Origin of the sequence: Gluconobacter sp. Gdi (genome assembly GCF_014132155.1) — a bacterium.
GTDB lineage: Bacteria > Pseudomonadota > Alphaproteobacteria > Acetobacterales > Acetobacteraceae > Gluconobacter.
The window spans coordinates 212060-238334 of the sequence record NZ_BLJQ01000003.1; the positions used below are offsets into that span (position 1 = coordinate 212060).

28 protein-coding genes are annotated in these 26275 nt (G+C 56.0%); 12 read left to right on the forward strand and 16 right to left on the reverse strand.

The window, feature by feature from the left end:
- Window positions 1-94: 94 nt before the first annotated feature.
- Together glk and JN414_RS07920 are read right to left on the reverse strand one after the other, a co-directional pair.
- On the reverse strand, window positions 95-1063 hold the full coding sequence (glk, locus tag JN414_RS07915; protein ID WP_202207417.1) for a glucokinase: 969 nt from the start codon (window positions 1061-1063) through the stop codon (window positions 95-97).
- A gap of 93 nt (window positions 1064-1156) precedes the next feature.
- On the reverse strand, window positions 1157-1960 hold the full coding sequence (locus tag JN414_RS07920) for an SDR family oxidoreductase (protein WP_202207418.1): 804 nt from the start codon (window positions 1958-1960) through the stop codon (window positions 1157-1159).
- 150 nt (window positions 1961-2110) lie between these two features.
- On the opposite strand from JN414_RS07920, the gene JN414_RS07925 reads away from it, so the two are divergent.
- Window positions 2111-3280, forward strand: coding sequence for a hypothetical protein (locus tag JN414_RS07925; RefSeq protein WP_202207419.1), 1170 nt, complete (start codon window positions 2111-2113; stop codon window positions 3278-3280).
- Window positions 3281-3301: 21 nt separating this feature from the next.
- Here the strand turns inward: JN414_RS07925 and thiL are convergent, their stop codons facing one another.
- Genes thiL through nrdR form a run of 3 tightly spaced genes read right to left on the reverse strand, consistent with a single transcriptional unit; the run spans window position 3302 to window position 5235 of the window.
- A complete protein-coding gene (gene thiL, locus JN414_RS07930) occupies window positions 3302-4249 on the reverse strand; it encodes a thiamine-phosphate kinase (protein WP_202207420.1) in 948 nt (315 codons plus the stop codon).
- A 3-nt stretch (window positions 4250-4252) separates the two neighbouring features.
- Window positions 4253-4735 (reverse strand): transcription antitermination factor NusB, encoded by a 483-nt coding sequence (gene nusB, locus JN414_RS07935; protein ID WP_046901521.1) that lies wholly within the window; start codon window positions 4733-4735, stop codon window positions 4253-4255.
- Window positions 4732-5235, reverse strand: a complete 504-nt coding sequence (nrdR, locus tag JN414_RS07940; RefSeq protein ID WP_046901522.1) for a transcriptional regulator NrdR — start codon at window positions 5233-5235, stop codon at window positions 4732-4734. The genes nusB and nrdR overlap by 4 nt, the downstream gene beginning before the upstream one ends.
- A 107-nt stretch (window positions 5236-5342) precedes the next feature.
- Between nrdR and JN414_RS07945 the strand changes: the two genes are divergently transcribed.
- Window positions 5343-5810, forward strand: a complete 468-nt coding sequence (locus JN414_RS07945; RefSeq protein WP_202207421.1) for a copper chaperone PCu(A)C — start codon at window positions 5343-5345, stop codon at window positions 5808-5810.
- A 15-nt stretch (window positions 5811-5825) separates the two neighbouring features.
- Here the strand turns inward: JN414_RS07945 and recQ are convergent, their stop codons facing one another.
- The 8 genes from recQ to JN414_RS07985 all read right to left on the reverse strand — a co-directional run bounded on the left by recQ (window position 5826) and on the right by JN414_RS07985 (window position 15061).
- Window positions 5826-7676, reverse strand: a complete 1851-nt coding sequence (gene recQ / locus JN414_RS07950) for a DNA helicase RecQ (protein WP_202207422.1) — start codon at window positions 7674-7676, stop codon at window positions 5826-5828.
- A 13-nt stretch (window positions 7677-7689) separates the two neighbouring features.
- On the reverse strand, window positions 7690-8097 hold the full coding sequence (locus JN414_RS07955) for an OmpA family protein (protein WP_202207423.1): 408 nt from the start codon (window positions 8095-8097) through the stop codon (window positions 7690-7692).
- A 59-nt stretch (window positions 8098-8156) separates the two neighbouring features.
- On the reverse strand, window positions 8157-9830 hold the full coding sequence (gene cydC, locus JN414_RS07960) for a thiol reductant ABC exporter subunit CydC (protein WP_202207424.1): 1674 nt from the start codon (window positions 9828-9830) through the stop codon (window positions 8157-8159).
- Entirely contained in the window at window positions 9827-11518 is a 1692-nt protein-coding gene (gene cydD / locus JN414_RS07965) for a thiol reductant ABC exporter subunit CydD (protein ID WP_202207425.1), read from the reverse strand. Before cydD ends, cydC begins: the two co-directional genes overlap by 4 nt.
- An 84-nt stretch (window positions 11519-11602) precedes the next feature.
- A complete protein-coding gene (locus JN414_RS07970) occupies window positions 11603-13408 on the reverse strand; it encodes a sensor histidine kinase (protein ID WP_237389942.1) in 1806 nt (601 codons plus the stop codon).
- A 91-nt stretch (window positions 13409-13499) separates the two neighbouring features.
- Window positions 13500-13673, reverse strand: a complete 174-nt coding sequence (locus tag JN414_RS07975; RefSeq protein ID WP_160298815.1) for a NepR family anti-sigma factor — start codon at window positions 13671-13673, stop codon at window positions 13500-13502.
- A gap of 207 nt (window positions 13674-13880) precedes the next feature.
- Window positions 13881-14456: a sigma-70 family RNA polymerase sigma factor gene (locus tag JN414_RS07980; RefSeq protein ID WP_046901528.1), complete on the reverse strand. Its 576-nt coding sequence runs from the start codon at window positions 14454-14456 to the stop codon at window positions 13881-13883.
- A 116-nt stretch (window positions 14457-14572) separates the two neighbouring features.
- Window positions 14573-15061: a sigma-70 family RNA polymerase sigma factor gene (locus JN414_RS07985; protein ID WP_202207427.1), complete on the reverse strand. Its 489-nt coding sequence runs from the start codon at window positions 15059-15061 to the stop codon at window positions 14573-14575.
- Between the two features lie 221 nt (window positions 15062-15282).
- Here JN414_RS07985 and JN414_RS07990 point away from each other — a divergent pair, with 221 nt between their 5' ends.
- Window positions 15283-16014 (forward strand): response regulator, encoded by a 732-nt coding sequence (locus JN414_RS07990; protein WP_202207428.1) that lies wholly within the window; start codon window positions 15283-15285, stop codon window positions 16012-16014.
- Between the two features lie 58 nt (window positions 16015-16072).
- Complete coding sequence (locus JN414_RS07995; RefSeq protein ID WP_202207429.1) at window positions 16073-17884, forward strand: ABC-F family ATP-binding cassette domain-containing protein; 1812 nt, start codon at window positions 16073-16075, stop codon at window positions 17882-17884.
- Between the two features lie 12 nt (window positions 17885-17896).
- Here the strand turns inward: JN414_RS07995 and JN414_RS08000 are convergent, their stop codons facing one another.
- Window positions 17897-18892: a Gfo/Idh/MocA family protein gene (locus tag JN414_RS08000; RefSeq protein ID WP_202207606.1), complete on the reverse strand. Its 996-nt coding sequence runs from the start codon at window positions 18890-18892 to the stop codon at window positions 17897-17899.
- Window positions 18893-19043: 151 nt separating this feature from the next.
- On the opposite strand from JN414_RS08000, the gene secD reads away from it, so the two are divergent.
- Window positions 19044-20585 carry a protein translocase subunit SecD gene (gene secD / locus JN414_RS08005; RefSeq protein WP_202207607.1) on the forward strand — a complete coding sequence of 514 codons (1542 nt, stop codon included), beginning with the start codon at window positions 19044-19046 and terminating at the stop codon, window positions 20583-20585.
- Window positions 20586-20590: 5 nt separating this feature from the next.
- Window positions 20591-21535 carry a protein translocase subunit SecF gene (secF, locus tag JN414_RS08010; protein ID WP_202207430.1) on the forward strand — a complete coding sequence of 315 codons (945 nt, stop codon included), beginning with the start codon at window positions 20591-20593 and terminating at the stop codon, window positions 21533-21535.
- Between the two features lie 76 nt (window positions 21536-21611).
- On the opposite strand, the gene JN414_RS08015 is transcribed toward secF, so the two are convergent.
- Both JN414_RS08015 and mscL read right to left on the reverse strand, forming a co-directional pair.
- Window positions 21612-21944 carry a hypothetical protein gene (locus tag JN414_RS08015; RefSeq protein ID WP_202207431.1) on the reverse strand — a complete coding sequence of 111 codons (333 nt, stop codon included), beginning with the start codon at window positions 21942-21944 and terminating at the stop codon, window positions 21612-21614.
- On the reverse strand, window positions 21944-22402 hold the full coding sequence (gene mscL / locus JN414_RS08020) for a large-conductance mechanosensitive channel protein MscL (protein ID WP_099212467.1): 459 nt from the start codon (window positions 22400-22402) through the stop codon (window positions 21944-21946). Before mscL ends, JN414_RS08015 begins: the two co-directional genes overlap by 1 nt.
- A 194-nt stretch (window positions 22403-22596) precedes the next feature.
- Between mscL and rpmE the strand changes: the two genes are divergently transcribed.
- From rpmE to JN414_RS08050, 6 genes are all read left to right on the forward strand, one after another.
- Window positions 22597-22821, forward strand: coding sequence for a 50S ribosomal protein L31 (gene rpmE, locus JN414_RS08025; protein ID WP_046901535.1), 225 nt, complete (start codon window positions 22597-22599; stop codon window positions 22819-22821).
- A 154-nt stretch (window positions 22822-22975) separates the two neighbouring features.
- Entirely contained in the window at window positions 22976-23458 is a 483-nt protein-coding gene (locus tag JN414_RS08030; RefSeq protein ID WP_167386140.1) for an Hsp20 family protein, read from the forward strand.
- Between the two features lie 210 nt (window positions 23459-23668).
- Window positions 23669-24253, forward strand: coding sequence for a DUF1013 domain-containing protein (locus tag JN414_RS08035; protein WP_046901536.1), 585 nt, complete (start codon window positions 23669-23671; stop codon window positions 24251-24253).
- Window positions 24254-24414: 161 nt separating this feature from the next.
- A complete protein-coding gene (locus JN414_RS08040) occupies window positions 24415-24615 on the forward strand; it encodes a YdcH family protein (protein WP_046901537.1) in 201 nt (66 codons plus the stop codon).
- Complete coding sequence (purE, locus tag JN414_RS08045) at window positions 24615-25139, forward strand: 5-(carboxyamino)imidazole ribonucleotide mutase (RefSeq protein ID WP_202207432.1); 525 nt, start codon at window positions 24615-24617, stop codon at window positions 25137-25139. Before JN414_RS08040 ends, purE begins: the two co-directional genes overlap by 1 nt.
- On the forward strand, window positions 25136-26266 hold the full coding sequence (locus JN414_RS08050; RefSeq protein WP_202207433.1) for a 5-(carboxyamino)imidazole ribonucleotide synthase: 1131 nt from the start codon (window positions 25136-25138) through the stop codon (window positions 26264-26266). Before purE ends, JN414_RS08050 begins: the two co-directional genes overlap by 4 nt.
- The last annotated feature ends 9 nt before the right edge of the window (window positions 26267-26275 follow it).

The window sequence follows — 26275 nt, forward strand, 5'->3', positions numbered from 1 at the left end:
TTCGATTTTACAGTTTTCAAATAAAGCATTGGCTTTTTTTGATCGGCTGGCCGTGTGTATTGCGCCACGTTAGCCAGCCGTCTTGCTCAGTCTGTCAGGAGTGAGCCTCTGCATACGCTGCGGCTGCCCCAAAGAGACCAGGCTGGGGATGCGTGATAATTTTGACGGGCATTTCGCTCATCATGGTCTCAAATCGCCCTTTTGCGACGAAACGTTCGGCAAAGCCGGATTCACCGAGAATATTCGCCAGGCGCAGTCCAAGGCCACCGGCAATCACAACGGCATGGGCGCCGTGTGCCAGTGCAAGATCACCAGAAACGGCGCCAAGGCTGAGGCAGAAGCGTTCGAGAGCCGCTGCTGCGATCGTGTCGGAACCTTCCATGGCGTTCTGCCAGAGCGTTCTGTTATCGCGCAGTGTGATGGGCAGGCCCTGTTGTTCCGCGATGACTTCATAAAGGTTGGTCAAGCCAGGACCCGAGACGATGCGTTCTGCTGATACGCGCCGGAAACGCTGGCGGAGTGCCTTGAGGATGTTGTCTTCAACTTCGTCGAGCGGTGGGTAGTCCAGGTGGCCGCCCTCGGTCTCCATGACAAAGTATTTTTCTCCGCGGCGCAGCAAACATGCTGCCCCCAGGCCTGTTCCTGGACCGACAATCGTAATTGTTCCCTGAGATGGTAGGTCCACGTCCGGCCCACACAGATGTCTCATATGAGAGGAATCAACCTGTGCTACAGCATGGGCCACGGCACCGAAATCGTTGACCAGAACGAAGTTGTCGAGATGCAGACGGCTGGCCAGTTGCGTCGGATGGATGACCCAAGGGTTGTTGGTCATCTTCAGGATCTCACCCGTAACCGGACAGGCTACGGCAATCCCCGCTTCCTTTGGTAAAGGGCGGTCCAAAGTTCTGCCAAAAGCTTCCCAGGCCAGAGCCAGGCTTGCGTGCTCAGCGCATTTCAGGGTGACGGCTTCACCCAGTTCCGCGACGGTTCCGTTTTCGATGCTTGCGATTGCAAAACGGGCATGGGTGCCGCCGATATCGACCGCAACGATTTCCCTCATGACAACTATCCTCTGGCCTGTCTGGCATCTGTTGAATGTGGAAGCAGTCGCCTACCGGCAGCATGCCGTCAAGTTAGTGAGAGGTGGCTTTTCTTAATTTGCAGCACGTTGTCGCACTTCGGCGGAACGCAGCAGGCGATGAACGATTGGCCGCGGCACCAGCATCTCCAGAAGTCGGGCCAGAGCGAAAGGCCATGGAAACAGAAGATGCGCCCGTCCCCGCCCGATGGCGCGCGCGATGAGGCGCGCTGCTTTGGTAGAGGACACCAGGAGCGGTCGAGCCCCTTCCAGACGCTGGCTCATGGGCGTGTCGACATATCCCGGAGAGACAAGCGTCACATGAACATTGTGTGGTGTCATGGCAGCGTGAAGCGCTGTGCTGAAACGGGCAAGGCCAGCTTTTGAGCCGCTATAGGCCGTTGCGACGGGAAGATCATGGAAGGCAGCAACAGAACCGATGAGGGCGATATTTCCGCCCCCCCGTGGAGCCATGCGGCGCGCCATTTCTGTGGCCAAGGTCACGGGCGTCGTGAAGTTGACGAGGGAAATGGTTTTCACCTGCTCCGGGAGTTCCGTGAGTTCATTTTCCGGGCGGATGTCTCCCAGCCCTGCACCGAGAACGAGAATATCGATCGGGCTGACGTCGTCGGCTTCTCGTAAGGCAGCAAGGGCCGCGTCTGTGTCACACAGATCAAGAGCGAGAGTTTCTGTCGTGGCACCGTGGCGTTGGGCCTGAGCAGCGACGTTGTTCAGTCGCTGCTGATTGCGGCCCCATAGAATAAGATGTGTTCCTGCCCGCGCATAGTGAAGTGCGAGGGCCTCACCGATGCCGCTGGAGGCTCCGGTGATCAGAATTCGTGACTGAGGGCCGCGTCTGGAAAGCGGAAAGGTTGCCATGGGAGAGATATCCACGTTGAAAGTCATGGTCGGATTGGTAATGGGAGGGTATAGCCTTCCGGTGCGAAAAAATGCGACCCTGTGCTGTTAAGGCATATTACTCCATTAGCTCTGAAAAATTTTTCAACCAGAGGTGCAAGGCCCGACCCTATGACATCGCCCGCTCCGCAAGATGATCTAGTAGTCCGTCCGGTTACGACGCGGGCACATTTGAAGCTCTTTATTACCCTGCCCCGCCGTATTTACGCTGGAATGCCCGGGTTTGTTCCACCACTGGACATGGAACAGAACGACCTTCTGAACCCCAAGAAAGCTGCCATTTTCCGTCATGCCAGCATTCGCTATTTTCTGGCTTGGCGTGGTGACACCCCTGTCGGGCGTATTGCTGCGATTGTTGATCATCGTGCGATTGAATTCTGGGGTGAGAAAACAGGGTCTTTTGGTGCACTGGACGCTGTGCCGGAGGCGTCTGTTGTTGCAGCCCTCCTGAGTGCTGCCCGTCACTGGCTTCGCCTTCAGGGCATGGATCGCGTGCGTGGTCCGGTTACGCTGAGCGGGAATGGTGAATCCGGGCTCATGATCGAGGGGCAGGATCAGCCACTCATGATTGCGATGCCCTGGCACCCCAAACTGCTGGGGCAGCTGGTCGAAGGCGCTGGTTACAAACGAAGCGAAGATCTTCTGAGCTACCGTTTCGATCTGACTGAAGAAAACAGAGCCAATTTTCGCGTTCCGGGTGATCTGAAAATCGGGGAAGGTCGTCTCGGATCCATTTCCGTGACGCGTCTTTCCAAGAAGCAGATTGCAGCACAAGGTGAAGTCCTGCGGACGCTCTACAACGATGCCTGGAGTGGAAAGTATAATTTCGTGCCTTTGCAGGACTACGAAATGAAGGCGATGATCAATCAGCTCAAGCCGCTGCTGAGACCAGAGCACTATGTTCAGATTGATCAGGACGGTGAGCCGGTGGCCATGGCTCTGGTTGTTCCCAATCTTTACGATATTGCAGGCGATCTCGGTGGTGATCCTACGCCGCTCGGTTGGATCAAGCTTGCTACCCGTCTGGGACTGCATCGCTTTCACTCTGCGCGTGTCATTCTGTTGGGCGTCACGCGCAAGCTTCAGGGCACGATGCTGGGCTCCCTCCTGCCCTCTTTGGCAATTTCGGAGCTGCTGCGTCGCGGGCGCTCTCTACCCTATTCCTGGGTAGAGCTTGGGTGGATTCAGGAATCTGATACGAGAATGAAGAATTTGGCGGAAGCTGTAGTTCCGCATCCTTACAAGCGTTATCGCCTGTATGAACGCTCAGTCCAGGATTGAGATCTGAAAGGGGTGCCAGCTTTAGAAGTGCTGCCACCCTTTTTTTTGTATTTCCATAACCTGTCCCTCGGCATTTAGAACGTGAACTCCCGTTCCTGAGCGGATGGCCCCGATACGAGTGATGGGCACGTTTCTTTGAGAGCACGTCTGAACCAACACGCTCTCGTTTTCAGGGGCACAGGTTAAAAGAAGCTCGTAATCATCGCCGCCTGTGAGACGTTGTTCGAGCCATTGTGACCCGAGGGCGTTGGCGGCCGAGGACGCCGGAACTGTGTCTGCCAGAATATCTATGGCCACCCCGGATTCTGCTGCGATATGACCGCAGTCCTGTATCAGGCCATCGGAAATATCCATCGCTGCATGCACAAGCCCATTCAGGTTCAAACCCGTTCGTGGGCGGGGCAAGTGGTATCTCTCTGACAGGAAACCTGTTGGATCAGAAATTTTCCCTTGGAGGGCTAACAGGCCAAGCGCGGCATCACCGATTGTTCCGGTAACCCACAGGCTGTCACCAGCTTTGGCTCCGCTCCGGCGAAGAGCAGTGCCTTTTTTCAGCCGTCCAAAAACTGTTGCTGACAGAACAAGTGGACCCGCCGTCGAGGTCGTGTCTCCCCCGAGCAGCGTTACGCCATAGAGCTTCTGATCTTCCGCCAGGCCCGCAGCAAACGCACTGAACCACACGTCATCGTAGCGAGATGCGTGTGGGATGGTGACGTTCAGGGTGTAGGCATAGGGCTCTGCGCCCATGGCAGCGAGATCTGAGAGATTGCAGCGAAGAAGCTTGCGCCCCACTGTTTCAGGGGGATCTTCCGTCAGAAAATGGACGTTCTCGACCATCGTGTCGGTAGAAATGGCCATCTCCTGCCCCGAGGGGCAAGAGATCAGCGCGCAGTCGTCTCGAAGGTCGAGACTTTCCGGGCCCGCGAGCTGCCGGAAATGTCGGGCGATGAAACTGAATTCGCCCGACATGCTTCAGGTGTTGCTTTCGTTACGTCGGCTGACGGCATCAAGAATGCCGTTCACCATCTTTGGCTCATCCCCGAAGAAAAAGCCGTGCGCAACGTCCATATATTCATTGATGACGATGCGGTCGGGCGTATCGGTATCAGCGATTTCGAATGTTGCAGCCCGGAGCAGTCCACGAAGAACGGGGTCGAGGCGCGTCATTGGCCACTGCTCGGGAAGCAGATCGCTTAACGTGTGGTCGATCTTGTCCTGATCGAGCGTTACGCCACGAACAATTTCCTGCATCAGGGTCAGGTCGGCATCAGGAATGTGGCCGTCTTCGAAGGATGCTGTCGGGCTGACGCGGCGGTGACGGAGAAACTGGCCGAGAACGGTCTCCGCATTGTCGCCGGACTGTTCGCACTGGAACAGAGCCTGAACGGCTGCAACACGGGCAATGGTCCGGCTGCGGCGCGTTGGTCGGCTGTTGGGCGCGTCTGATGCGGTCATGGTGTCTCCTGGGAGTCGTTTTTTCCGGGAGACGCATCTGCGTCCCCGGTTATGGGGTTCATGTCGGCGAGGATCTTCGAGAAAGCCTCGACCTCGCGGAAGTCGCGATAAACGCTGGCGAAGCGGACATAAGCCACACCGTCCACCTCGCGCAATGCGTCCATCGCAAGTTCGCCGATACGATGTGAAGAAATATCCTGCTCTCCGGACGCCTCAAGCTGCCGGACAAGCCCATTGACCAGGCGTTCCTGCCGCTCTTCTTCAACTGGGCGTTTGCGCAAAGCGACGCGGATCGAACGGCTGAGCTTGTCCCGATCGAAGGGGACACGCCGGCCATCTGCCTTGATAACGTTCAACTCGCGAAGCTGAACGCGCTCTACGGTTGTGAAGCGCTGTGTGCAGACCGAGCAGACGCGCCGACGTCGGATCGCGGTCCCGTCTTCACTGGACCGGCTGTCCTTTACCTGAGTGTCGTCGTGTCCGCAGAAAGGGCAACGCATGAACAGTCCTGATCGTTCGGGCCTTGTCGGGGCCAGGAAAATAGGAGCAGTTTACCGGATCATCCGTTCTGGCCCAAATGGGCCTGTCCGTTACCGGGAGACTATCGTTGAAACGGGTATCTGCGGCTTTTGCTGTCTTGTTATCGCTCTCTGCTGTTCCTGCTTTTGCGCAGGAAACTGGCGCTCTGCCAGTTGCACAGCATAATCGCCAAAAAATTGTCGTTCTGGATGGAACACTCGCCCCTTCAAAGCATGATGACACACGGGCCAATGCGTATTTTACGATTCGCAATGACGATGACAGTGATCATCTGTTGAAGGGCATCACGTCACCGGCCTGCTCCACCATCACGGCGCATCACACGAACCAGGAGCAGACGCAGGCCACGAATGATCTATTTTCGCATCTGGCCCTGCCCCACAACTCAGACATGATATTTCCGGTTTCCGGTTATCATCTGCTGTGCGGTGGTGTGCAGCAGGGTCTTCAGATCGGACAGAAAGTACCGTTTACCTTCGAGTTCCTCGATGGTGACAGCATAACGATCGGTTTTACGGTCGAAGCGGCCAAATAAACTGATTTGGAGATCTCAGGCCATGATGGTGGCTGAGATCTCCTTGATAACGGCCAGAACCGATTCGCCGTACCGGTCGAGCTTGGATGCACCCACCCCTTTGATACTACCGAGTTCCTGATGGCTGACGGGGTGTTCTCTTGCGATGTCCCGAAGAACCGAATCGTGGAAAATAACGTAGGGGGGAATTTCCTGCTCCCGTGCTTCTGAAAGGCGCCATTGCCGCAGGGCATCGAAAACAGATTTTTCTTCTGCGGAAAGATTGTCGTTTTCCGGATTGGTGGTCGGAGACCGCGCAATAAGGCTCTGCTTGGCGTCCAGTCGCAAAGAGACCCTTTCTTCCCCACGAAGGATTGGCCGCGCAATCTCGCTCTGAAGCGCAAGGCTCCCATGTTCGCCGTGCGTCCGGATTGCACCGCGCGCAATGAGCTGTCTGACCACGGCACGCCACCAGTTCTCGGTCTGATCCTTCCCGATCCCGAACACTGAAAGGTGCTGATAGGCGTGACGTTCGATGGTTTCGTTGGTTTTGCCGCGTAAGACATTGGTGAGCTGGACGGCGCCGAGGCGTTGTCCAGTGCGATAAATGGCTGACAAAACTTTCTGTGCGGCTTCAGTGCCATCGAACGTGGACACGGGATTGATGCAGTTATCGCAATGGCCACAGGGAGAGGAAAGATTTTCTCCAAAGCAGGCCAGAAGGGCTTGAGTCCGGCAGCCTGTGGTTTCCGTGAGGGCAATCATGCTCTCCAGACGGGACTGCATGACGCGCTTTTCGTTTTCAGGCGCGCTTGACTGCTCCAGCCAGTGTCGCGCGCGAGCCATATCCTCACCGCCATAAAGCAGGAGTGTGTCTGACTTCTCACCATCACGCCCTGCCCGTCCAATCTGCTGGTAATAGGCTTCCGGAGAGGATGGCATGTCCAGATGCACTACGCAGCGGACGTCCGGGCGATCAATGCCCATTCCGAACGCTACGGTGGCAACAATGACCATGTCCTCGCCAGAGCGGAACCGCATGAGGGTCGCCCGTTTTTCAATAGGAGACAGGCCTGCATGAAACGGAAGCGCAGTCAGGCCTTTGCCCCGTAGCATCGTTGCTACACGTTCGGTCTTGTTACGGCTTCCACAGTAGACGATGGCAGCGCCGCTCCGATGGCTTTCCAGTGCCTCGGTCAGCTGCTTGCTTTCGCCTCCTTTTGGGCGGGCTTCCATGAAAAGGTTAGGTCTGTGAAAGCTTGCCATCAGGACGCGCGCATCGGGCATCCCGAGAACATTCAGGATATCGTCGCGTGTGCGCGGGTCAGCCGTTGCCGTCAGGGCAATACGGGGGACGTTCGGGAAGAGTTCAGGAAGCGATGCGAGGGCCCGATATTCCGGTCGGAATTCGTGTCCCCATGCAGAAACGCAGTGAGCCTCGTCAATCGCGATCAGGGAAATACGGCGCTTGGAGAGAAAGTTGCTGGTCGCGGGCTGTAAAAGCCGTTCCGGTGAAATGTACAGGATGTCGATCTGATTATTGCGAAGATCCTGATGCAGGATGTCACGCTCTTCAGCATCCAACTCGGAATGAAGAGCTGCGGCACGGATACCCAGCTGCCTCAGACCTGCTACCTGATCGTCCATCAGGGCAATCAGGGGAGAAATAACGAGACCCATGCCGTCCCGACATAATGCGGGAACCTGATAGCAGAGGCTCTTTCCCCCGCCGGTGGGCATGAGGACGAGAACGTCTTCGCCCCGCATGACAGTTTCAACGGCCTCTCCCTGGAGGCCGCGAAATCCTGGAAACCCGAACACGTCTGCAAGGACCTGTTCGGGAGATTGGCCCGGTTTGGCCGCAGGGTGGTTTTGTCCCTCCGTCACTCCGGGCTCCGGCTCAAAGACCCGGTGTGATCGTGATGGAGACGCGACGCAGCGCAACGTGGGATGCGTCAATGGTCGCCTCTGGTTCTGGCTTGATCTCGATTTTGGCGCCGTTCACGCCGTCATTGGCAAGCTGTGTTGCAACAGCCTGCGCGCGGCTGTCAGCAAGCTCCTTAAGAACTGCTGGATCACCGTTCATGCCAGCAGAACCGGAAACGCGGATGCTCTGAGCATGTTCATTGCGTGCTGCCGTAGCCGCTTTTGTCACAACAGCCTGAGCAACCGGGCTTAGTGAAACGGAATCACGGTCGAAAAAAACAACGTAGCTGTCGCGTGTCGGCTGGTCGGCACAACCGGCCAGAGCGGCGGTCAGGACGAAAGCCGGAGCCGCAATACGGATGGAAGAAAGGATACGAACCATGGCGTGACGTCCTGAGAGAAAGAATTGAGGCTCCTAGGTGCCTTGTCGGCAGAGTCTGGTCAACCTGCGCTTGAAACTACCTGTCCGTTCTCAAGGCGCCAGATGCGATCCAGCCTTTCAACGCCTGTCAGGCGATGAGCGATCAGCAGAACGCTGCGGCCTTCTGCAACGTTGTTCAGGGTCTCCAGGAACGCCTTCTCGGTATCTGCATCGAGGCCTGTTGCAGGTTCATCGAGGATCAGGATCGGGGCGTCTGACAGCAGGACACGGGCGAGTGCTATGCGCCGCCCCTGCCCGCCGGAGAGTTTCGATCCGCTTTCACCAATCCATGTATCGAGACCTTCAGGAAGGCTGTGCACCAGATCCGCGACTTTCGCCTGATCGAGAGCATTCCAGAGTGCGGCTTCTGGAACATCGGTGCGGCCGAGAAGAAGGTTATTGCGGATCGTATCATCAAAAAGGTGGCTGGACTGCGAGAGCCACGCGACCTGAGAGCGCAATGCGTCGTTGTTCAGATTGGCAATATTTTCGCCACCCAGACGAATTTCTCCGTCTTCAGGCGCAACAACTTTCAGAATCAGCGCTGCAAGACTGGATTTTCCAGCACCCGATGGGCCAATCAGCGCCGCACGTTCGCCCTGCCGAAGAGAGAGGGTGAGATCACGAAAAACTGGTTCCCGATTCGGAGCCCATCGAAAGGTTACCCTATCGACTTTGATGTCTCGTCCAGATGGAAGCGGCGTTGTTCCCTCGGCGACAGTCGGGGTCTTCTCGGCCACTTCCATGATGCGTTCAGCAGCGTACGAGACCTGGCCATATAACAGGCCTGCACGAGAGAGGCCCGTCACGCCTTCCAGAGCGGTAATGGCGACAAAAAGTGCTGCGATGCCAGCAACTGGGGCGGCCTGCTGGAAAATCAGACCTGCGACTGCGCAGAGAATGATGGCAATACCTGCTTTGGCGACCAGGCCAGCCACCAGATTTGTCAGCGCCATGCGGATGGCCTGTCTGCGCTGGGCAGAGAACAGGGCTTCCTGACGTTCAGTTACCGCGTTTGCAAGGACGTCTTCGGCGCCAAAAGCGCGAGCCTCACGAAGACCCGACGTCAGATCAAGAGCTGCTACGCGCAGATCCGCCTCAGCGTGAAGAATGTCCGGGCCGAAACGCCGTGACACTCGGGTTGCCACCCAAGGCATGGCGAAAGCAAGGACCGCGAATAGTACTGTTGTGAGCAAGCCGGGGAGTGTTCCAGCTTTAAGCCAGACAAACGCGGCAACAGGCAGCGTCAGAACAGCGGACGCCATCGGGACCAGAATGCGCAGGTAGAGATTGTCGAGCGTCTGGACGTCCGAGACCAGACGAGACAGGAGATCTCCAGAGCGTTGGAAGCCAAGGCCTGCTGCTGCGCCTTTTGCTAGACGGCGATAGAACCACACGCGCAGGTCTGACAGAGCGCGGAACATCGCATCATGCGTATAGAGGCGTTCCAGATATCGCAGGACGATCTGGGAGGCACCGGCTGCCTGTAACAGCATCGACCCAGCAGCAACCCCTACGGCAGCCGCCGCAACGCGACTACCGGCCTGCCCCATCAGAGCCAGACTGGAACATACAGCCAGTTCTGCAATGACGATGCCTGTAATCAGGCGGCCGTAATGTGGCTTCCAGACGCGGATAATACGCGAAAGAGCCGTGCTGTTCTCCGGGCGCTGCGATTGAAGAGAAGCGCTCATGCTGCTTGCTCCGTATAGGAGATAACGCGACCCTTGCTGAGAACAAGGTGGCGACCATGGAACTTCTGGGCCTGCGCAGAATGTGTACAGAGAACCACTGTTCGCCCCTCAGCCAGACGATGAAGGCTGGTCAGGATGTCTGCCTCTGTCGCCGGGTCCAGATGTGATGTGGGTTCGTCCAGAAGCAGAAGTGGCGCGTTCTTGAGGAAGGCCCTGGCAATTGCAATGCGCTGGGCCTGTCCGCCTGAAAGACCAAACCCGCCTTCTCCGATCCGCGTTTCCAAGCCTTCGGGAAGATGCGGGATATAGCTATCCATTGCTGCGTGAAAAATGGCTGACTGCAACTCCTGTTCGGAAGCCTCAGGTTTAGCGAAAAGAATGTTCTCGCGAATTGTTCCTGCAAAAAGGACCGGCTTCTGCCCGATCCAGCTAATGCGGGATGAAATCTGTCGTGGCGTCAGGGTAGCCATGTTTGTGCCGTCCAGAAGGATGCGGCCCTGTGTCGGGTCTACAAAACCCAGAAGAAGTTCGAGAAGTGTGGACTTGCCTGCGCCCGAGGGCCCTTCCAGGATCAATGTCTCGCCGGCCGGGAGCGTGAAGCTCACGTTTTCGATCACGGGACCACGTTCTTCGTTCCAGGAAAACGACAGGTTTTCAGCAGTCACGGTGAGGCCACGGCCATTCTGTACAGTAGCAAGTGCGGGCGTTGACGACAGTTCTTCAGGAAGGTCAGCCAACTCGTGCATAGCCTCCGCGGCTGCCGTCGCATGCGCGCGATCCTGATAAGCCGCAGACAAGGCACGGAAAGACGCGAATGCTTCTGGTACAAGAAGAATGGCGTAAAGGGCGCGTGTGAGAGCAATTTCAGGCGTCGCGCTACTAAGATTATGGCTCTGGGTGATGACGATCAACACCAGCGCTACGACCATGGCGATATCTGTCGTAGCGGATGCAATGAAGGCAATACGCAGGACTTTCATAGTCCGTAGTCGTAGATCGTCAGCACTTGTTGCCAGCGCCTGTGCTTCACGTTCCGTACTGCCGGACAGCACAATTGTGGCAATTCCCTTTACCCGGTCCAGAAAACGCGTCTGCAAACGCGTCATGGCTAGAAACTGACGGCGGGACGCAACCGCAGTGGCGATGCCGAAGACAGCCTGGAAGACCGGAAGGGATGCGCAGCATATTGCGAGGATGACGCCTGCACGATGGTTCTGCCAGAAGACAGCAGCAACGACGATCCATTGCGAGACGAGCCATAGCGCGGATGCTGGAAGCCAGCGTGCAAAATAACCATCCAGCGCTTCCACGCGATCCACAAGCGTGGAGGCGATGACTGAACTGTGTTGCCGACGCAGGAGCGCGGGGCCTTCGCCAATAATGCGAGCCATGATTTCGGATCGAAGCCGACGGCGAGCAGAAAGACTGGCGGACGATGCTCTGATGTCCTGCACAGCCGACAGGCCTACACGGAGGATGCTCACGATGATGAACATCCCGATAGCCGGAGGGGCATTGCCCGGATGTCCGGTTAGAATGGCAGCAAGTGTCCGGGCGAGAGCCCATGCCTGCAGAAGACCCAGAAGGGTCGAGAGCAGTCCGAGGATCACTATAACGGAGATCAGGGAACGGCTGGCACGCCCCTGAGCTTTTATCCACGCTTTTGCGATTGTCTTGTCGGCCTTCATGATCCCTGCATATAGGTCGCAAAGTCGCCACAAGACAGTCTTTGACGCATTTCTTGCTGCTTATTTAGATTTTAAGTGCGTATTTCAGGAGTCGGACGGTTTGCGCGTGCTCGTGGACGCTGGCGACTCTTCGCTGTGGATTGCTTTGTGAGCAATCGCGACAGCTGTCGGAGAGGGATCCGCAGGTACGAACTTCATGTTGTACCATGTGCCATCTTCATTCGAGATCAGAAGATCCGCGTTGATCTGGCGGGCAAATCCACGGATCAACTGAATGCCGATTCCTTCTCGCCTGTTGCGTGACTCCGTAGCGCGTGAGGCTTCAAGTCCGATTCCGTTATCCCCAAGCTCGAACGCCACTAATCCCGTTTTATCGGCGGGAGGATTTTGGACGCGATGAAGGGAAATACGAATGATACCGGATCGATTTTCCGGAAAGGCATAACGAAGGGCGTTGCTGACGACTTCGGTGACAATCAACGCAACTGGCACGGCCTGATCTGGCGAGATCAGGACGTGTTCGATGTCCAGCTCCAGCCTGATCCGCGTTTGCGTATTCATGCTGTGGGCCGAAAAGAGAATTGAACAGAGCTCTTCCAGAAAGCTCTGAACATCCAGAGCGGACAAACCATTTTCAGAATACAGATAGCGATGCAGTGTCGCGAGTGCGCGGACCCGGTCTCGTACCAGTCGAAATTCCTCTCGCGCTTCATGAGAGCGAATGCGGCTGGCCTGAAGATTCAGCAGTGATGCAATGACCTGAAGATTGTTCTTAACCCGGTGATGAATTTCCCGGATAAGCATGTCCTGATGGTGTGCGGATTTCTCCAAGGCCTGCTCATGGCGTGTCAATCGGCGCGTTGCTCTAAGAAAGGCGCGCTCCAGGTGTCGAATTTCCAGTGGGATAGAGCGGTTAATTCTTGGATCGAAGGGCGCCCCTCGCCTCCAGTCCGCTACTGCCAGAGCAAGCCTCTCCAGTGGCTCGACAAGAAAGGTTCGGGCAGCCCAGGCTACGATGAGCAACTCCAGAACCAGAAGAGTGGCAATCAGACTCACGCGAATCAAAAAGATATTAAGGGCACGGTTCTCTTCACGGGTGCGCTCAGTGGCAACCAGCAGACTGACTGGGCCATAGGCGTTCTGCAGCACATAAGTTGTGCCGTGGGACGTGAACGAGTCATGCAAGGCATGATTGGTAAGATCTCTTTTGAGGCGATCATGAACAGCAGGAGGCAGCGTGGGAATGTAAGGATGATCCGGGAAGAGCGAAAAAATCGACCCATCTCCCATCATGAGAAGATGTCTCGCGTTGTCATTTACCCCGAGGAGTAGTCTTCCATCCCCGACAGGCAGGTGACTACGCTGCCAACCAAGCGTTCGTACCGCGATAATGTATCCTGCTATCGTTCCCTGGCTCATCAGGGGAACGACGAATCTTACCAGAGGGCCACGTCCCCCTTTGATAACATCCACGCCGATATTAGGGCGTTCAGCATTTTGAGCCAGCGTTGTGAGAAGTTGGCCTGAAGGACAGATTGCGGGGTCTTGAGAAGACGGCGGTGGGAGCACAACAGAGGGGTGTCCCTGCGCGTCTGTCAGCATCAGGGAACAATAGTGATGCTGTGAAATCGTTTGGACCAGGCCAAATTCTCGGAGTGCGGTTTCTGCGGTTATATCGCGGTCGGCCAGCATATCCAGAACGCTGTGCGTCTGATCCAGATCGCTTGACAGTTCAGAGAGCGCAGCCTGGGCATCGCGTTCGGTTCTGGCCAAAGCGTTGCCAACGTTTTCCTGATAGCTATGCCAAGCCAACAGGCCTGCGATTGTCGCAAGCGGAAGCGTTGTCGCAACAATCAGGGCCATTACACGGGCCCCGACCGTATCGAGCATACGCACACTGCGAAAAACCATTTTGCGATAAGGAATGACGGAACCCTTTATGACCTGCCACCCAGGATCTCAGGCCGGGCTTCCTGCGCAATCACTTTTTCCGGTCTTCTTCGATTAGCTTTAAAAGCTCTTCAGGAATAGGTTCGCTCGCAACATCGTCAAAGAGCTGATGCAGTCCACGACTCAGCCAGATACCAAAAGGGGAATCCTGATCATCCCCTTTGGATTTTCCGGATGAGGATTGGGACTTGTCTCCTCCGGTCATTTTCTAGTCCTGAGCCTCTCTGTGACAACGCAGAATAATCGCCTCTGCTCCCTGCAGACTGTCGCTTTGGCCAACCGCTCTGTGAGAGTTGCGTAGCCAAACGACAGTAAAGAACTGTTTACAAAAACGGTACACTTACCGCAATCGCTTCAATTCCGAAATGGGCGAAATACCAACGTTCCCATGAGGCAAAGAGTTCATCACTGCTTATGAGAAAAGGAGATCGTCAGCAGACTGTCCAGCGCGATGACGGACATCGATCGCGTCACGTAGCGCCTTCACCTTAACGCGCAGCTTATCGTTGCTTGGCATATCGCCAGTCATCCAGGCTTCCAGCTGACGGCGGGCACGGAAAACGCGGCTCTTAGCTGTACCGACAGCGCAATCTGTTGCCTCGGCCAGAGCTTCGTAGCTCATGCCCTGAATAACAACCATGACAAGGGCTTCCCGCTGGTCGGCTGGCAGGCGGGAAAGAGCCAATGACAGGTCTTTCAGAGCGAGCCGGTCTTCATGGGTTGCCGGGCTGGCAAAGGTTGAAGCCGGCACATCATCGATGTCGGTCGTCTCGCGACGCTTGCGCAGGTCGGAAATAAAGCGGTTGCGCAGGATGCGATGCATCCATGCTGAGAAGTTTGTGCCGGGAATAAAGCTGTTCTGAGCGGCCAGAGCGTTGCACACGGCGTCCTGAACAAGGTCCTCCGCAGCAGCGCGGTTGCGCGTCAGGGACAGAGCCTGCACACGCAGCTTCGGTAGGATTGCAATAACCTGATCATGGAACGTCATGGGAAATACTCCTGGTTTCGTCCTGTTTCATGGGATCAATGAACAGGGTTCCAGGATCGTTGCATCCCGATGTAAGTTTTTTTCGAATTTCTGAAAAAATAATAATTTTCAATAGGTTAATGGGGGGCTTCTTGAGGAGTTTGCCCGTCCGCCAGAATGGAAAGCTGGCTTCGCGCTCTTGAAACCCGCGCTTTCATGGTTCCTGGAGGGACATTACAGATGCAGGCGGCCTCGTCATAAGAGAGTTCCTGTGCGCCTACGAGGATAATGGCTTCCCGCAGCAGATCCGGAAGTCTCCAGATCAGTTCTCCCAGATCCGTGACGGCATCCCTTGCGCTTTGCATTGAGGGTGTTTCGGTTGAGAGCGGCATATCCATCTCGACATCCTGCATGATTTCCTGCTCACGCGAGGAGCGTCGGCGTTGTTCGTAGAAAGCATTTCTCTGAATTGTGAAGAGCCAGGCTTTAAGTGTGGTTCCTGGCTGAAACTGCGTCTGTGCAGCAAGCGCGCGAACGACCGTATCCTGTACAAGGTCATCAGCCGTCACGGCGTCGCGCGTCAAAAACCGTGCGAAACCACGAAGGTCTGGCAGCGCTTTCAGCAACTCCTGATGAAAGGAAGCGCCTCTTTTTTCCTGTACAGCCGTCCCAGGCTCGGAAACAGGTGCCGTCAGAGGGGGTATCCTTTCGGGAAGGTGAAAGCTGCAAGTGCAGACAGACACTAGGCGTATCCGGTCGCTCGTGTCATGATTATTCAATCGCCACAAACGGATAGTCCTTCATAAGGTTTCCGCGCGGCTGTCTAATATCAAGAGGCTGAGGATCCATGGCTGACACGTCACGTCACGAACTCATTGCGGCGGTACCGTATGCTCGCCGTTTTGCCCGTGCCCTGGCTGGAGATCAGGCACAGGGAGACCAGTTGGTAGCCAGTGCGCTGAAGGATTTTCTTGCGGAAGAGAAATCTGATCTCCCTCCCCGGCTTGCACTGTATGGCAAGCTTGTGCAGGCGTTCTCAGAGCGGAACGCCGATCGTCCGGACATGACCCTTGTTCAGAGAGCTCTGATGCTTCTGACTTCTCTTGAAGAGCAGTCGCTTGCTTCTGCGGCACGGGCACTTTCAATTTCTGAAGAAGATGCTGCGGCAAATCTGGCTGTGGCACGGCAGGCTCTTCAGGGCATTGCGCAGACGACGGTGCTTATCATTGAAGATGAGCCGATCATTGCCATGGATATTCAGGATCTGGTCGAGCGCTGTGGCCATAAAATCGCAGGCGTTGCTTATACAGAGGCTGACGCCGTGAAGCTGGCTGCCGAGACGAAGCCAGGCCTTATCCTAGCTGATATCAATCTTGGTGGCGGCGGTGATGGAATGCACGCTGTCGGGCGTATTCTGAAAACACATGAAACGCCTGTAATTTTTGTCACGGCTTATCCGGAGCGTTTGTTGACCGGAGAAGCGCATGAGCCCTCCTTCGTGATTACGAAACCCTTCGAGCCGATGGCGCTGGCTGTAGCGACCTATCAGGCTGTCACAGGTGGGATAAAGTCCGTCTGAGACAAAATCAGGCTTTGGGTGCCTTGCGGGCAAGCGTTCCCTGCGACACATAGGGGATATGTCGGCACCCATTCTTCTTCTTCAGAATATCACTTACACTCTTGGCGGACGCCCGCTCCTTGATGGCGCCGAGCTCGGCGTTCTTCCGGGCGAACGCATCTGCCTTGTGGGGCGGAATGGCTCCGGTAAGTCTACACTCCTCAAAATAGCGGCTGGCGACATTGTTGCTGACGACGGGACCCGGTTTGTTCAGCCGGGCGTCAAGGTGCATTACCTTGCGCAGGAGCCTGATTTGACGGCCTACTCTTCCACCTTCGATTATGTCGCAGATGGGCTGGATGAGACGGAGCACTATCGGGCCCGATCCATGCTCGCTGAACTTGACATGACGGGTGACGAAGGGTGCGAACGGCTATCTGGCGGCGAGGTTCGCCGCTGCGCCCTCGCCCGCGCCTTGGCTGCGGAGCCAGATCTTCTGCTGCTGGACGAGCCGACAAACCATCTGGATCTTCCGACGATTACCTGGCTGGAAAAAGAGCTGGCCGCATCGCGCTGTGCCATGATTGTCATCAGCCATGATCGACGCCTCCTTGAGACGCTATCCCGGAGTGTGGTGTGGCTTGAGCAGGGCAAGACGCGGCGTCTGGACCAAGGCTTTTCGCGCTATGAGACTTGGCGGGACGAAGTGCTGGAGCAGGAAGAACGTGATGCTCACAAGCTGGATCGTCAGATCGCTCGGGAAGAGGACTGGATGCGTTATGGCGTGACAGCACGCCGGAAGCGTAACGTCCGCCGCGTCGCTGAACTGGCGTCCTTGAGGAATAACCGTCGAGAAATCTCCGCGAGAGGCACCAGCACGCTGCGCATGTCTGCGACAGAAGCAGATGGCGGCGGCAAGATTACGATCGGTACGGAAAGCCTGGGATGGGCGTATGGGGATCGCACGATTGTAAAAAATCTCGATCTCAAGATTCTGCGCGGAGACCGTTTGGGGTTGGTTGGCGCCAATGGTGCAGGAAAGACCACTCTTATTCGTCTTTTGACCGGTCGCATGCCCCCGCAGGAAGGATCTGTTTATATCGGACCGTCTGTTGCCATGGTGACGCTGGATCAGCAGCGCGAAAGTCTGGACCCGACCAAAAGCCTTTCTGACACCCTTACAGGCGGCAGTGGGGATATGGTTCAGGTCGGGAATGAGAAGCGTCACGTTATCGGATATATGAAGGACTTCATGTTCCGTCCGGAACAGGCACGTACGCCCGTTGGAAAATTATCTGGTGGTGAGCGGGGGCGTCTTGCTCTTGCGTGCGCGCTTGCCAAGCCATCCAGCTTGATGGTGCTCGATGAGCCCACCAATGATCTTGATCTGGAAACGTTGGATCTATTGCAGGAAATGCTGGCGGACTATGCGGGGACTGTTCTTCTGGTCAGCCATGATCGTGATTTTCTTGATCGTGTAGCGGGGTCTGTTCTCGTATCCGAGGGGGATGGCCAATGGATTGAGTACGCCGGTGGCTATTCGGACATGCTTGTTCAGCGACGCGGTGAAGCTCCTGCTGAGCGTCATTCAGAAGATCGGGGTGAGAATGACCTTGTATCAAAAAATACTGTAAAATCAGAAAAGAAGCAGACGAAGCTTAGTTATAATGACAAGCGGGTCCTTGACCTTCTTCCCGGAAAAATGACCAAGCTGGAAAAGGCTATTGTCACGTATCGCGAAGCATTGTCTGACCCCGTGCTTTACAGCAAGGACCCAGAAAAATTCACCAAGATCAGTGATGCCCTTCAGGCGGCAGAGCGCGAATTGACTGACGCCGAAGAGCAATGGCTTGAACTTGAAGCCAAAAAAGAAGAGCTGGAAAGTCAGTAAAACATAAGGTTCTCAGGCCTTATCTGCTACCGGAATAAGGCCTGAGAGCTCCATGGCCTTGCGAGACGCATGGATGCTTTCAGTGACGCGGATTGCCGCATCAAGTGCCCTGATCCCTGCTTGGGCATCAACCAGCACTGGTGCGCCGTTAAGGCATGATTCAGCAAAAGCTTCGTGCTCTACCGCAAGGTTGTCGTGGTCATGCCAGCTGATGGCTTCACGTTTGAAGCCTCCAGTTCCCGGTAGAGGGAGGCCACGTTCTCTGCCAATGAAGCTGAGTTTACGCTCCATGAAGTCTGCTGACAGGTAGCCTTCCTGTGAGAAAAGTCTCATACGGCGTTCTGTTTTAAGGGAAATTCTGCTCGCCGTGATTGTGGCGACGCATCCGTTCTCAAATCGGACCCGCGCATTCGCGATGTCTTCGTGTTCGCTTGAAACGGCTGCGCCAATAGCATCGATGTCCGTAATCGGGCTGTCTACAATTGCAAGAACCAGATCCAGGTCATGGATCATCAGGTCCAGAATGACAGACACATCTGTCCCTCTCGGCTTGAAAGGCGCGATGCGTGTGGCTTCGATATAGAGTGGCTTGTCGATGCGCTCTGTGATTGCTCTGTGCTCTGCGGAGTAGCGCAGCAGATGGCCCACCTGAAGAACTTTGCCCGTCTGGGATGCAAGATCCGCCAGATTGCGAGCTTCCTCCAAAGTGGCTGCGATCGGCTTTTCAACGAGAACATGACGGTCCGCGTTAAGGGCTTTGCTGGCAAGTCGGAAATGATGCTCGGCTGGAGCCGCAATGATCACAGCCTCAACCGAATTTAGCAGGGTCTCGTAAGTTTCTGCAACGGCACAACGTGCCTCACGAGCGACTGTGGCTGCACGTGCCGGATCAGGGTCGAAAAGCGCCACCAGATTTTCAGCCGAATTTGCGGCTGATTTGAGGGCGTGAAATCGCCCGAAGTGACCGGCACCGACGATGCCGACCCGAAGCTGTCGCCGAGTGTTCATGGGTGACAGGATTACCAGTCCATCACGGCTTCGCAAAGCCGTCAGGGGCGGAATGTTGGTGAAAGGTTGCATCGGCATTGCGGAAGCGGCATGGTCCCGCGCAAGAAACTCGAACCGTCCAAACCCGCCGAGGACATCTCGACCCGTTATGATGTATTATAGCCGGCTCAGACTGCTGGGCGTCGCAGGCGTTTGCCTGATCGGCCTCCTGCTGTGTCTGCCCAATTTCATGCGTGCCCCCACGCCGTCCCTGCCCTGGCGGCAGATTCACCTTGGCCTTGATCTCCGTGGTGGCTCATACCTGCTGCTTCAGCTTGATCTGAAGTCCCTAGAACATGACCGCCTGCAATCCTTGCAGGATCAGGCACGTCAGACCCTTCTGGACAAATCTCTCGGTTACCGTGACTTCCAGAAGGATGATCAGACGGCCAGCCTGAGCTTTGAGCCACGTTCCGATGCGGAGCGCGCTGTTGCCCTGAAGACGATGCAGGATCTTCCTGTCGTTGTGCCTGATGAATTCCATGTTGCTGAGGCCAATGGGCGCATCGTTCTAACGCTTCAGCATGATGCCATGTTGGCGCGTGCCCGGGACGCTGTTGCCCAGTCCATTGAGATCGTTCGCCGCCGTATTGATGCGACGGGTGCTATTGATCCAAGTATCGCCCGTGAAGGTGATGACCGGATTGTCGTGGAATTGCCAGGTGTCAGTGATCCTGAGCGGATCAAGACTCTTCTGGGAACAACTGCCCGTCTGACGTTCCGTCTGCTGGCGCCAAACCCCAGTGTGGCCAGCCCCGGTTCGGCGATGCTGGAAGACATCAGCACCCATTCTCAGGTTGCCGTACAGGACCATGTGGATGTTGACGGCACGGATCTGACGAACGCAGGTGCGGTGATCGATCAGCAGAGCGGTGGCTGGGCCGTGACGTTCCAACTCAATAGCGCTGGTGCAACGGCTTTTGCCAATACGACCCGCGCTAATGTGGGTAAGCGGTTTGCGATCGTGCTTGATAACAAGGTTATCGAAGCGCCGAACATTATTAATCCGATTACGGCAGGGAGTGGTCAGATCACAGGTGGCTTTGATGCCCACAGTGCGTCCGATCTTGCGCTTCTGCTGCGTGCTGGTGCTCTGCCCGCTCCGTTGGCTGTTATCGAGCAGCGCACGATTGGTCCGAGCCTTGGCGCTGCGTCCATCCATGCTGGCATTCTCAGCCTTGCGGCCGGATTTGTCCTGGTCGTGGTGTTCATGGTGCTCTTCTACGGTCGCTTCGGCCTGTATGCGGATATTGCGCTGTTCGCCAACCTGATCCTGATGGTCGCAATCCTGTCTCTTTTCCAAGCGACACTGACGCTGCCAGGTATGGCGGGTATGCTGCTGACGCTTGGTATGGCTGTGGATGCCAACATCCTCATCAATGAGCGTATCCGAGAAGAAGTGAAGCGCGGGCGTGCGCCGCTTCAGGCGCTGCAGGCTGGCTTCGAGCGCGCAACCAGCACAATCGTTGACAGTAATGCGACGGCGTTTCTCGCGCATGTCATGCTGTTCGTGTTCGGCACGGGTCCCGTGCGGAACTTCGCCCTGACGATTACCATCGGCATCGTGACGACCCTCTTCACGACCCTGCTGCTGTCACGCTTCCTTGTCGTGCGGTGGTATGCCCTTGCCCGTCCCAAAGAACTGCCGGTCTGAACGTCATGCTGTCACGTCCCCTTCTCCGTTTTGTCCGTGACGATCGGCGCATCAACTTCATGCGCGGCCGTCATATGGGGCTTATCGTTTCGGCGGTTCTCTCCATTGCTTCTGTCATTCTGTTTTTCGAGCCGGGCCTGAAACTCGGCCTCGATTTCCGGGGTGGTATCATCGTCGAAGCCCAGACGCCGGGAGCCGCAGATTTTGGCAAGCTGCGCTCTGCTTTGGAAAAGGCCGGCATTCATCCGGATGCTGTTCAGGCCTTCGGTTCTCCGCGGGATGTCCGCATCTCGATCAATGCGCCGGATGGTGCGGATCGTGAAGCGCAGACACAGAAGCTTGTCGATGGTGTAAAGACCGCCATTTCAGCGGCTGAACCCGGTACGCAGGTTCTGCGGGCTGATGCTGTGGGTGCGTCGGTATCTTCCGAGCTTTTCCGGGATGGCCTCTTGGCACTCGGTTTCAGTCTGGCCATGATTCTGGCTTACATCTGGATCCGCTTTGAGCGTGAGTTCGCCATTAGTGCTGTGGTGACGCTTATTCTGGATCTGACGAAAACCGTGGGCTTCCTCGCTATTACGCGTTTTGAGTTTGATCTGGTGATGGTTGCCGCGTTGCTGACGATCCTCGGATATTCCACCAACGACAAGGTGGTTGTTTATGATCGTATCCGTGAAAATCTTCGCAAATACCGTACAATGCCGCTGCGCGAACTTCTGGATCTCTCCATCAATGAGACCCTGAATCGTACGCTCGGCACCTCCATGACCGTCTTTCTGGCGGCCCTACCGCTGGCTTTGTTTGGTGGCAGCACGCTGACCGGGTTCGCTACGGTCATGCTGTTCGGTATCGTTGTTGGCACATCGTCTTCCATTTTCATCGCTGCTCCCCTGCTGCTCTTGATGGGTGAAAAGCGACTTCGGAAAACTCCTTCCTCCGATACGGAATGAGGCTCTGAAGTCTTTATCAGGCACAAAAAAACCGGCTCTAACTGAGCCGGTTTTTTTGTGCTTTGAGGCGGAATGCCTAGCTATCAAAGCTGGTCAGAAGTGCTGCGATTGCGGCGTCTGCCTGACGATTATCCGATGATGTCTGAAGCCTTGTAGCGTTTAGAACTGCTTTTTGAGCATCATGGTCGAGGCTTATGAGCTTTTGAACATTCTGAGGGGTAACTTTTCCCCTCATTAACGCCCCTCGTGCCATGCCGTGGGCAATCAGATACGCATAAAGTCTGGCATTCGGAGATGGGGGCACGCCTTCGAAAGGACGTGCCACGCATCCACAGAGCAGGCTCCCCACCAAAACAAAACCTGTCAGTTTGCGGGTGAAGGTTGCTCCGAAAGGAGCCTGCCGTGACATCAGGAAGCCTTGGTGGCCAGAATGTCGCGGATCTCTGTCAGGAGAACTTCTTCCTTGGTCGGTGCCGGTGGCGCTGCTGGTGCAGCCTCTTCCTTGCGGTGAAGCTTGCCGATGAGGCGCACAACCCAGAAGATGAAGAATGCCACGATCAGGAACTGAATGACAGCATTCAGGAAAACACCCAGATTGACGGTAACCGCACCGGCCTTCTGTGCTTCTGCAAGCGTATCCTTGACCGGACCTTTCAGGGTGATGAAGAGGTTAGAGAAATCCACACCACCTGTCAGGAGGCCGATGAAAGGCGTCAGGACATCTTTGACGGCGCTGTTCACAATCGTGGTGAAGGCCGCACCGATGATGACACCGACGGCGAGATCCAGCACGTTTCCGCGCATAATGAATTTCTGGAAGTCGCTCAGCCAGCCCGGAGTATGCAGGGCATGTTTCGTTTCGCTCATATTTCGAACCTCTCTTGGGGGAACCCGCATCACTGCGGTTGCAGGCCGGAAAAGCGCTACCTGCATCGCCCAAGGGATAAACGGACTCATGCGATCCCGTAAAGTGTGCTTTCATCCTTGAGCGGTTTCCGTTATACGCGCCTCATGATTCGCTCCGGTCGGTATCGGAGCTTTTTTCCTGGAGTAGAGAATTCATGAAATCCGGCATTCATCCCGACTACCACGAAATCAACGTCATCATGACCGATGGCACCGAGTACAAGACCCGCTCCTGCTATGGTCAGCCGGGTGCTACGCTGCGTCTCGACGTTGACCCGAAGTCCCATCCGGCCTGGACTGGCGTGCAGCGTATGCTCGACACCGGAGGCCAGGTTGCCAAGTTCAACAAGCGCTTCGCTGGTATCGGTACCCGCAAGTAAGCTTGTCTGCCTCCACGCTCCCCTCTTGAAGGGGCGCAGGACAGGTACCATCTGGAATATCGGTCATGATGCCTTCGGGGTCATGGCCGGTAAACCAAGCGCAGTCTGCCAATTGGGGATTGCATCAGATGAACCCTGCCTTGAGGAGGTTTTCATGACATACGATTTTACGCCGCTGTTCCGCAGCGCAATTGGCTTTGATCGCCTTGCCCGTATGGCTGGCAACGCTGCCAATGCTCAGGCTATGCCGAGCTACCCCCCCTACAATATCGAAAAAACTGCCGAAACAGACTACGCCCTGACCATGGCTCTTGCCGGTTTTGGCCCGGATGATGTTGAGGTTCTTCAGGAAGACAATACGCTCGTCATTCGTGGAAGCGTTCCAGAAAATACTCGGGATCGTGAGTGGCTTCATCGCGGTATCGCGACGAGAGCTTTTGAGCGGCGCTTCGTGCTTGCCGATCACACAGAAATTGATCAGGCCGAGCTTCAGAATGGTTTGTTGACCATCGTAGTGCGGCAGGTTGTTCCTGAAGCTGTCCGGCCGCGCCGTATTCCGATTGTTACAGGGAATGGCGTTCCTGGTCATCAGAACGTAGCGGCATCCACATACGCTGGCACGCAGCACGCTGCATGACGGAGGATCGGCAGGGCGGTTTTTGGATTTGCCCTGCCGTTTCGACCTTGACCAGATGTGTGATGGTGCCCCATACCGTTTCTCATTATCGCCGTGCATCCAGCAGGTGCCGCGATCATATCCCGAGCGGCCTTTCGTTCCTCTCCGGGTACGCCAATCGGTGCCTGCGCTCTCGCCGGCCCCTTAGCGCCCCAAAAGGAACGCACTGACATGACCCTGCCTTTGATGCCCAAGGCCACGGCCGTCTGGCTAATCGAGAAAACCGGCCTGACCTTTACTCAAATTGCTGAATTCTGTGGCATGCATCCGCTTGAAGTTCAGGCAATTGCTGATGGTGAAGTTGCAGCCGGAATCAACGGTTACGATCCGGTCAAAAATCATCAGCTGTCTGACGCCGAGATCAAGCGCTGCGAAGCGAACCCGGACTCCAAGCTGAAGATCCTGTCATCTGGCAGTCCGGTGAAGCGTCGTGCCAAGGGCGCGCGTTATACGCCTGTTGCAAAGCGCAATGACCGACCTGATGCCATTGCGTTTGTTCTTCGTCAGTTTCCGCATCTGACGGAAGCTCAGATCGTAAAGCTTCTGGGCACGACGAAGGACACCATCATCAAGGTGCGTGACCGCCAGCATTGGAATAGCGCGAACATCAAGCCGCGCGATCCGGTCATTCTCGGTCTTTGCACTCAGATGGATCTGAACGCAGCGGTCTCAGCTGCCAACGACCGTCTTGCTCGTGAAGGTCAGACCCTTCCTGTGGTGAGTGCCTACGACGCTCATGAAGACAGCGCTCACTGAGCTGAGATCAAGGATGTAGCTTTTCACGAAGCTGCATCCTTTTTTTATTGGTGCGGGCCTGACTGGTTTAGGCCGCCTCAGCCGTGATATGGATTCATGACGATGGACGGAATGAATTCTGTTCGTCATCATGCCGTGACAGAGTTCCGGGACCGATAGCAATGATGACCGATAACAATGCCATGCTCCGCCGCCTCCACGAACTCCGGAGCGAGCATCGCGATCTTGATACGGTTATTGAGCGCCTGGTGGACCATCCCCTCAATCAGCTCCAGATCCTGCGCCTTAAAAAGCGCAAGCTGCAGCTAAAAGACGAGATTTCCTGGATCGAGACCCGTCTGATTCCGGATAACATTGCCTGATGAGCCAGATCCTTTCTCCGAGCGAGACCATTCAAGCAGAAGACGCTGTGCGCGTTGGTGTCATCATGGGGAGCCAGTCTGACTGGGAAACCATGCGGCATGCCTGTGACATTCTGGACGAACTGGGGATTGCCCATGAACGTCGGATTGTCTCGGCTCACCGGACGCCAGATCGTCTTGCGGACTATGCGCGTACGGCTCGCAGCCGTGGATTGCATGTCGTTATCGCGGGCGCGGGTGGTGCTGCCCATCTGCCCGGCATGTGCGCGGCATGGACGTCCCTTCCCGTTCTCGGCGTTCCGGTGGAAAGTCATGCCCTGAAGGGACAGGATAGCCTGCTGTCTATCGTACAGATGCCAGGTGGCGTGCCTGTTGGAACGCTGGCGATTGGCAAGGCTGGGGCCAAGAATGCTGGCCTGTTGGCGGCTTCCATCCTCTCTTTGGCCGATGCGGAGCTGGCTGCACGTCTTGATGCGTGGCGCGGTACTCAGACGGCAGCTGTTGCGGACATTCCTGTCGAATGACGGTTCAGAATAATCAGGTTTTTGCACCTGGAAGTACAATCGGGATTATTGGTGGCGGCCAGTTGGGACGCATGTCAGCAATGGCGGCTGCCAAGCTTGGTTATCGTGTTCATATCCTGAATCCGGCGGCCACGAGCCCTGCTATCGAAGTTTCAGCTTCTGCGACAGTTGGGTCTTACAATGATCCAATAGCGTTGGAAGATTTTGCTGCTCGTTGTGACGTTGTTACTTTCGAATTCGAAAATATCAGTGTTGATGGTCTGTCACTGCTCGAAAAACGTCGTCCCGTCCGTCCTGGTGGCGAGATCCTCAGGATCAGTCAGGATCGGGTTCTGGAAAAGACCCGGCTGGCTCAGGCTGGCGTGGAACTGGCGCCGTGGAAAGCGGTATCCGGGCCGGCGGATCTCTCTGCACTGGAAGAACTGGGTTTTCCTCTCATCCTGAAAACGACCCGTTTTGGTTATGACGGGAAAGGGCAGTTTCGAGTTGAAAGTGCTGAAGCACTTTCTGCGTTGACGAACTTGCCGTACCCGCTTGTTGCGGAAAAAATGATCGACTTTCAGCGTGAGCTGAGTGTGATGGTTGTTCGCGGAATTGACGGAACGGTACGGTGTTTCGATGCAGTGGAAAACCGCCACCGCGATGGCATCCTGGACATCACCTTGGCTCCCGCACCTATTATGCCGGATCTCGCAGAGCACGCTCAGGCCATCGCAACACGCATTGCGACGGATCTTGAACTGGTCGGCATTATGGGAGTGGAAATGTTCCATGCTGCTGATGGTCAGTTACTGGTCAATGAAATTGCTCCCCGGCCCCACAATTCAGGGCATTGGACGATGGATGCCTGTCTGATCGATCAGTTTGAAATGCATATTCGGGCTGTGGCAGGGCTTCCCCTTCCACCTGCGCGACGTCATTCGGACGCTGTCATGCATAATCTTGTCGGGCCGGAAGATATGGCGCGGGTTCCTGCCATACTGGCCACGGACGGTGCATCACTGCATCTCTACGGCAAGCACGAGGCACGACCAGGCCGGAAGATGGGGCACGTCAACACGCTCTTTCCACGTGGCGCATTGCCGGGTGAACTGGCCCTTGAGGGGTTATTACCTCCAAGGGGCTGAGAGCGGTTT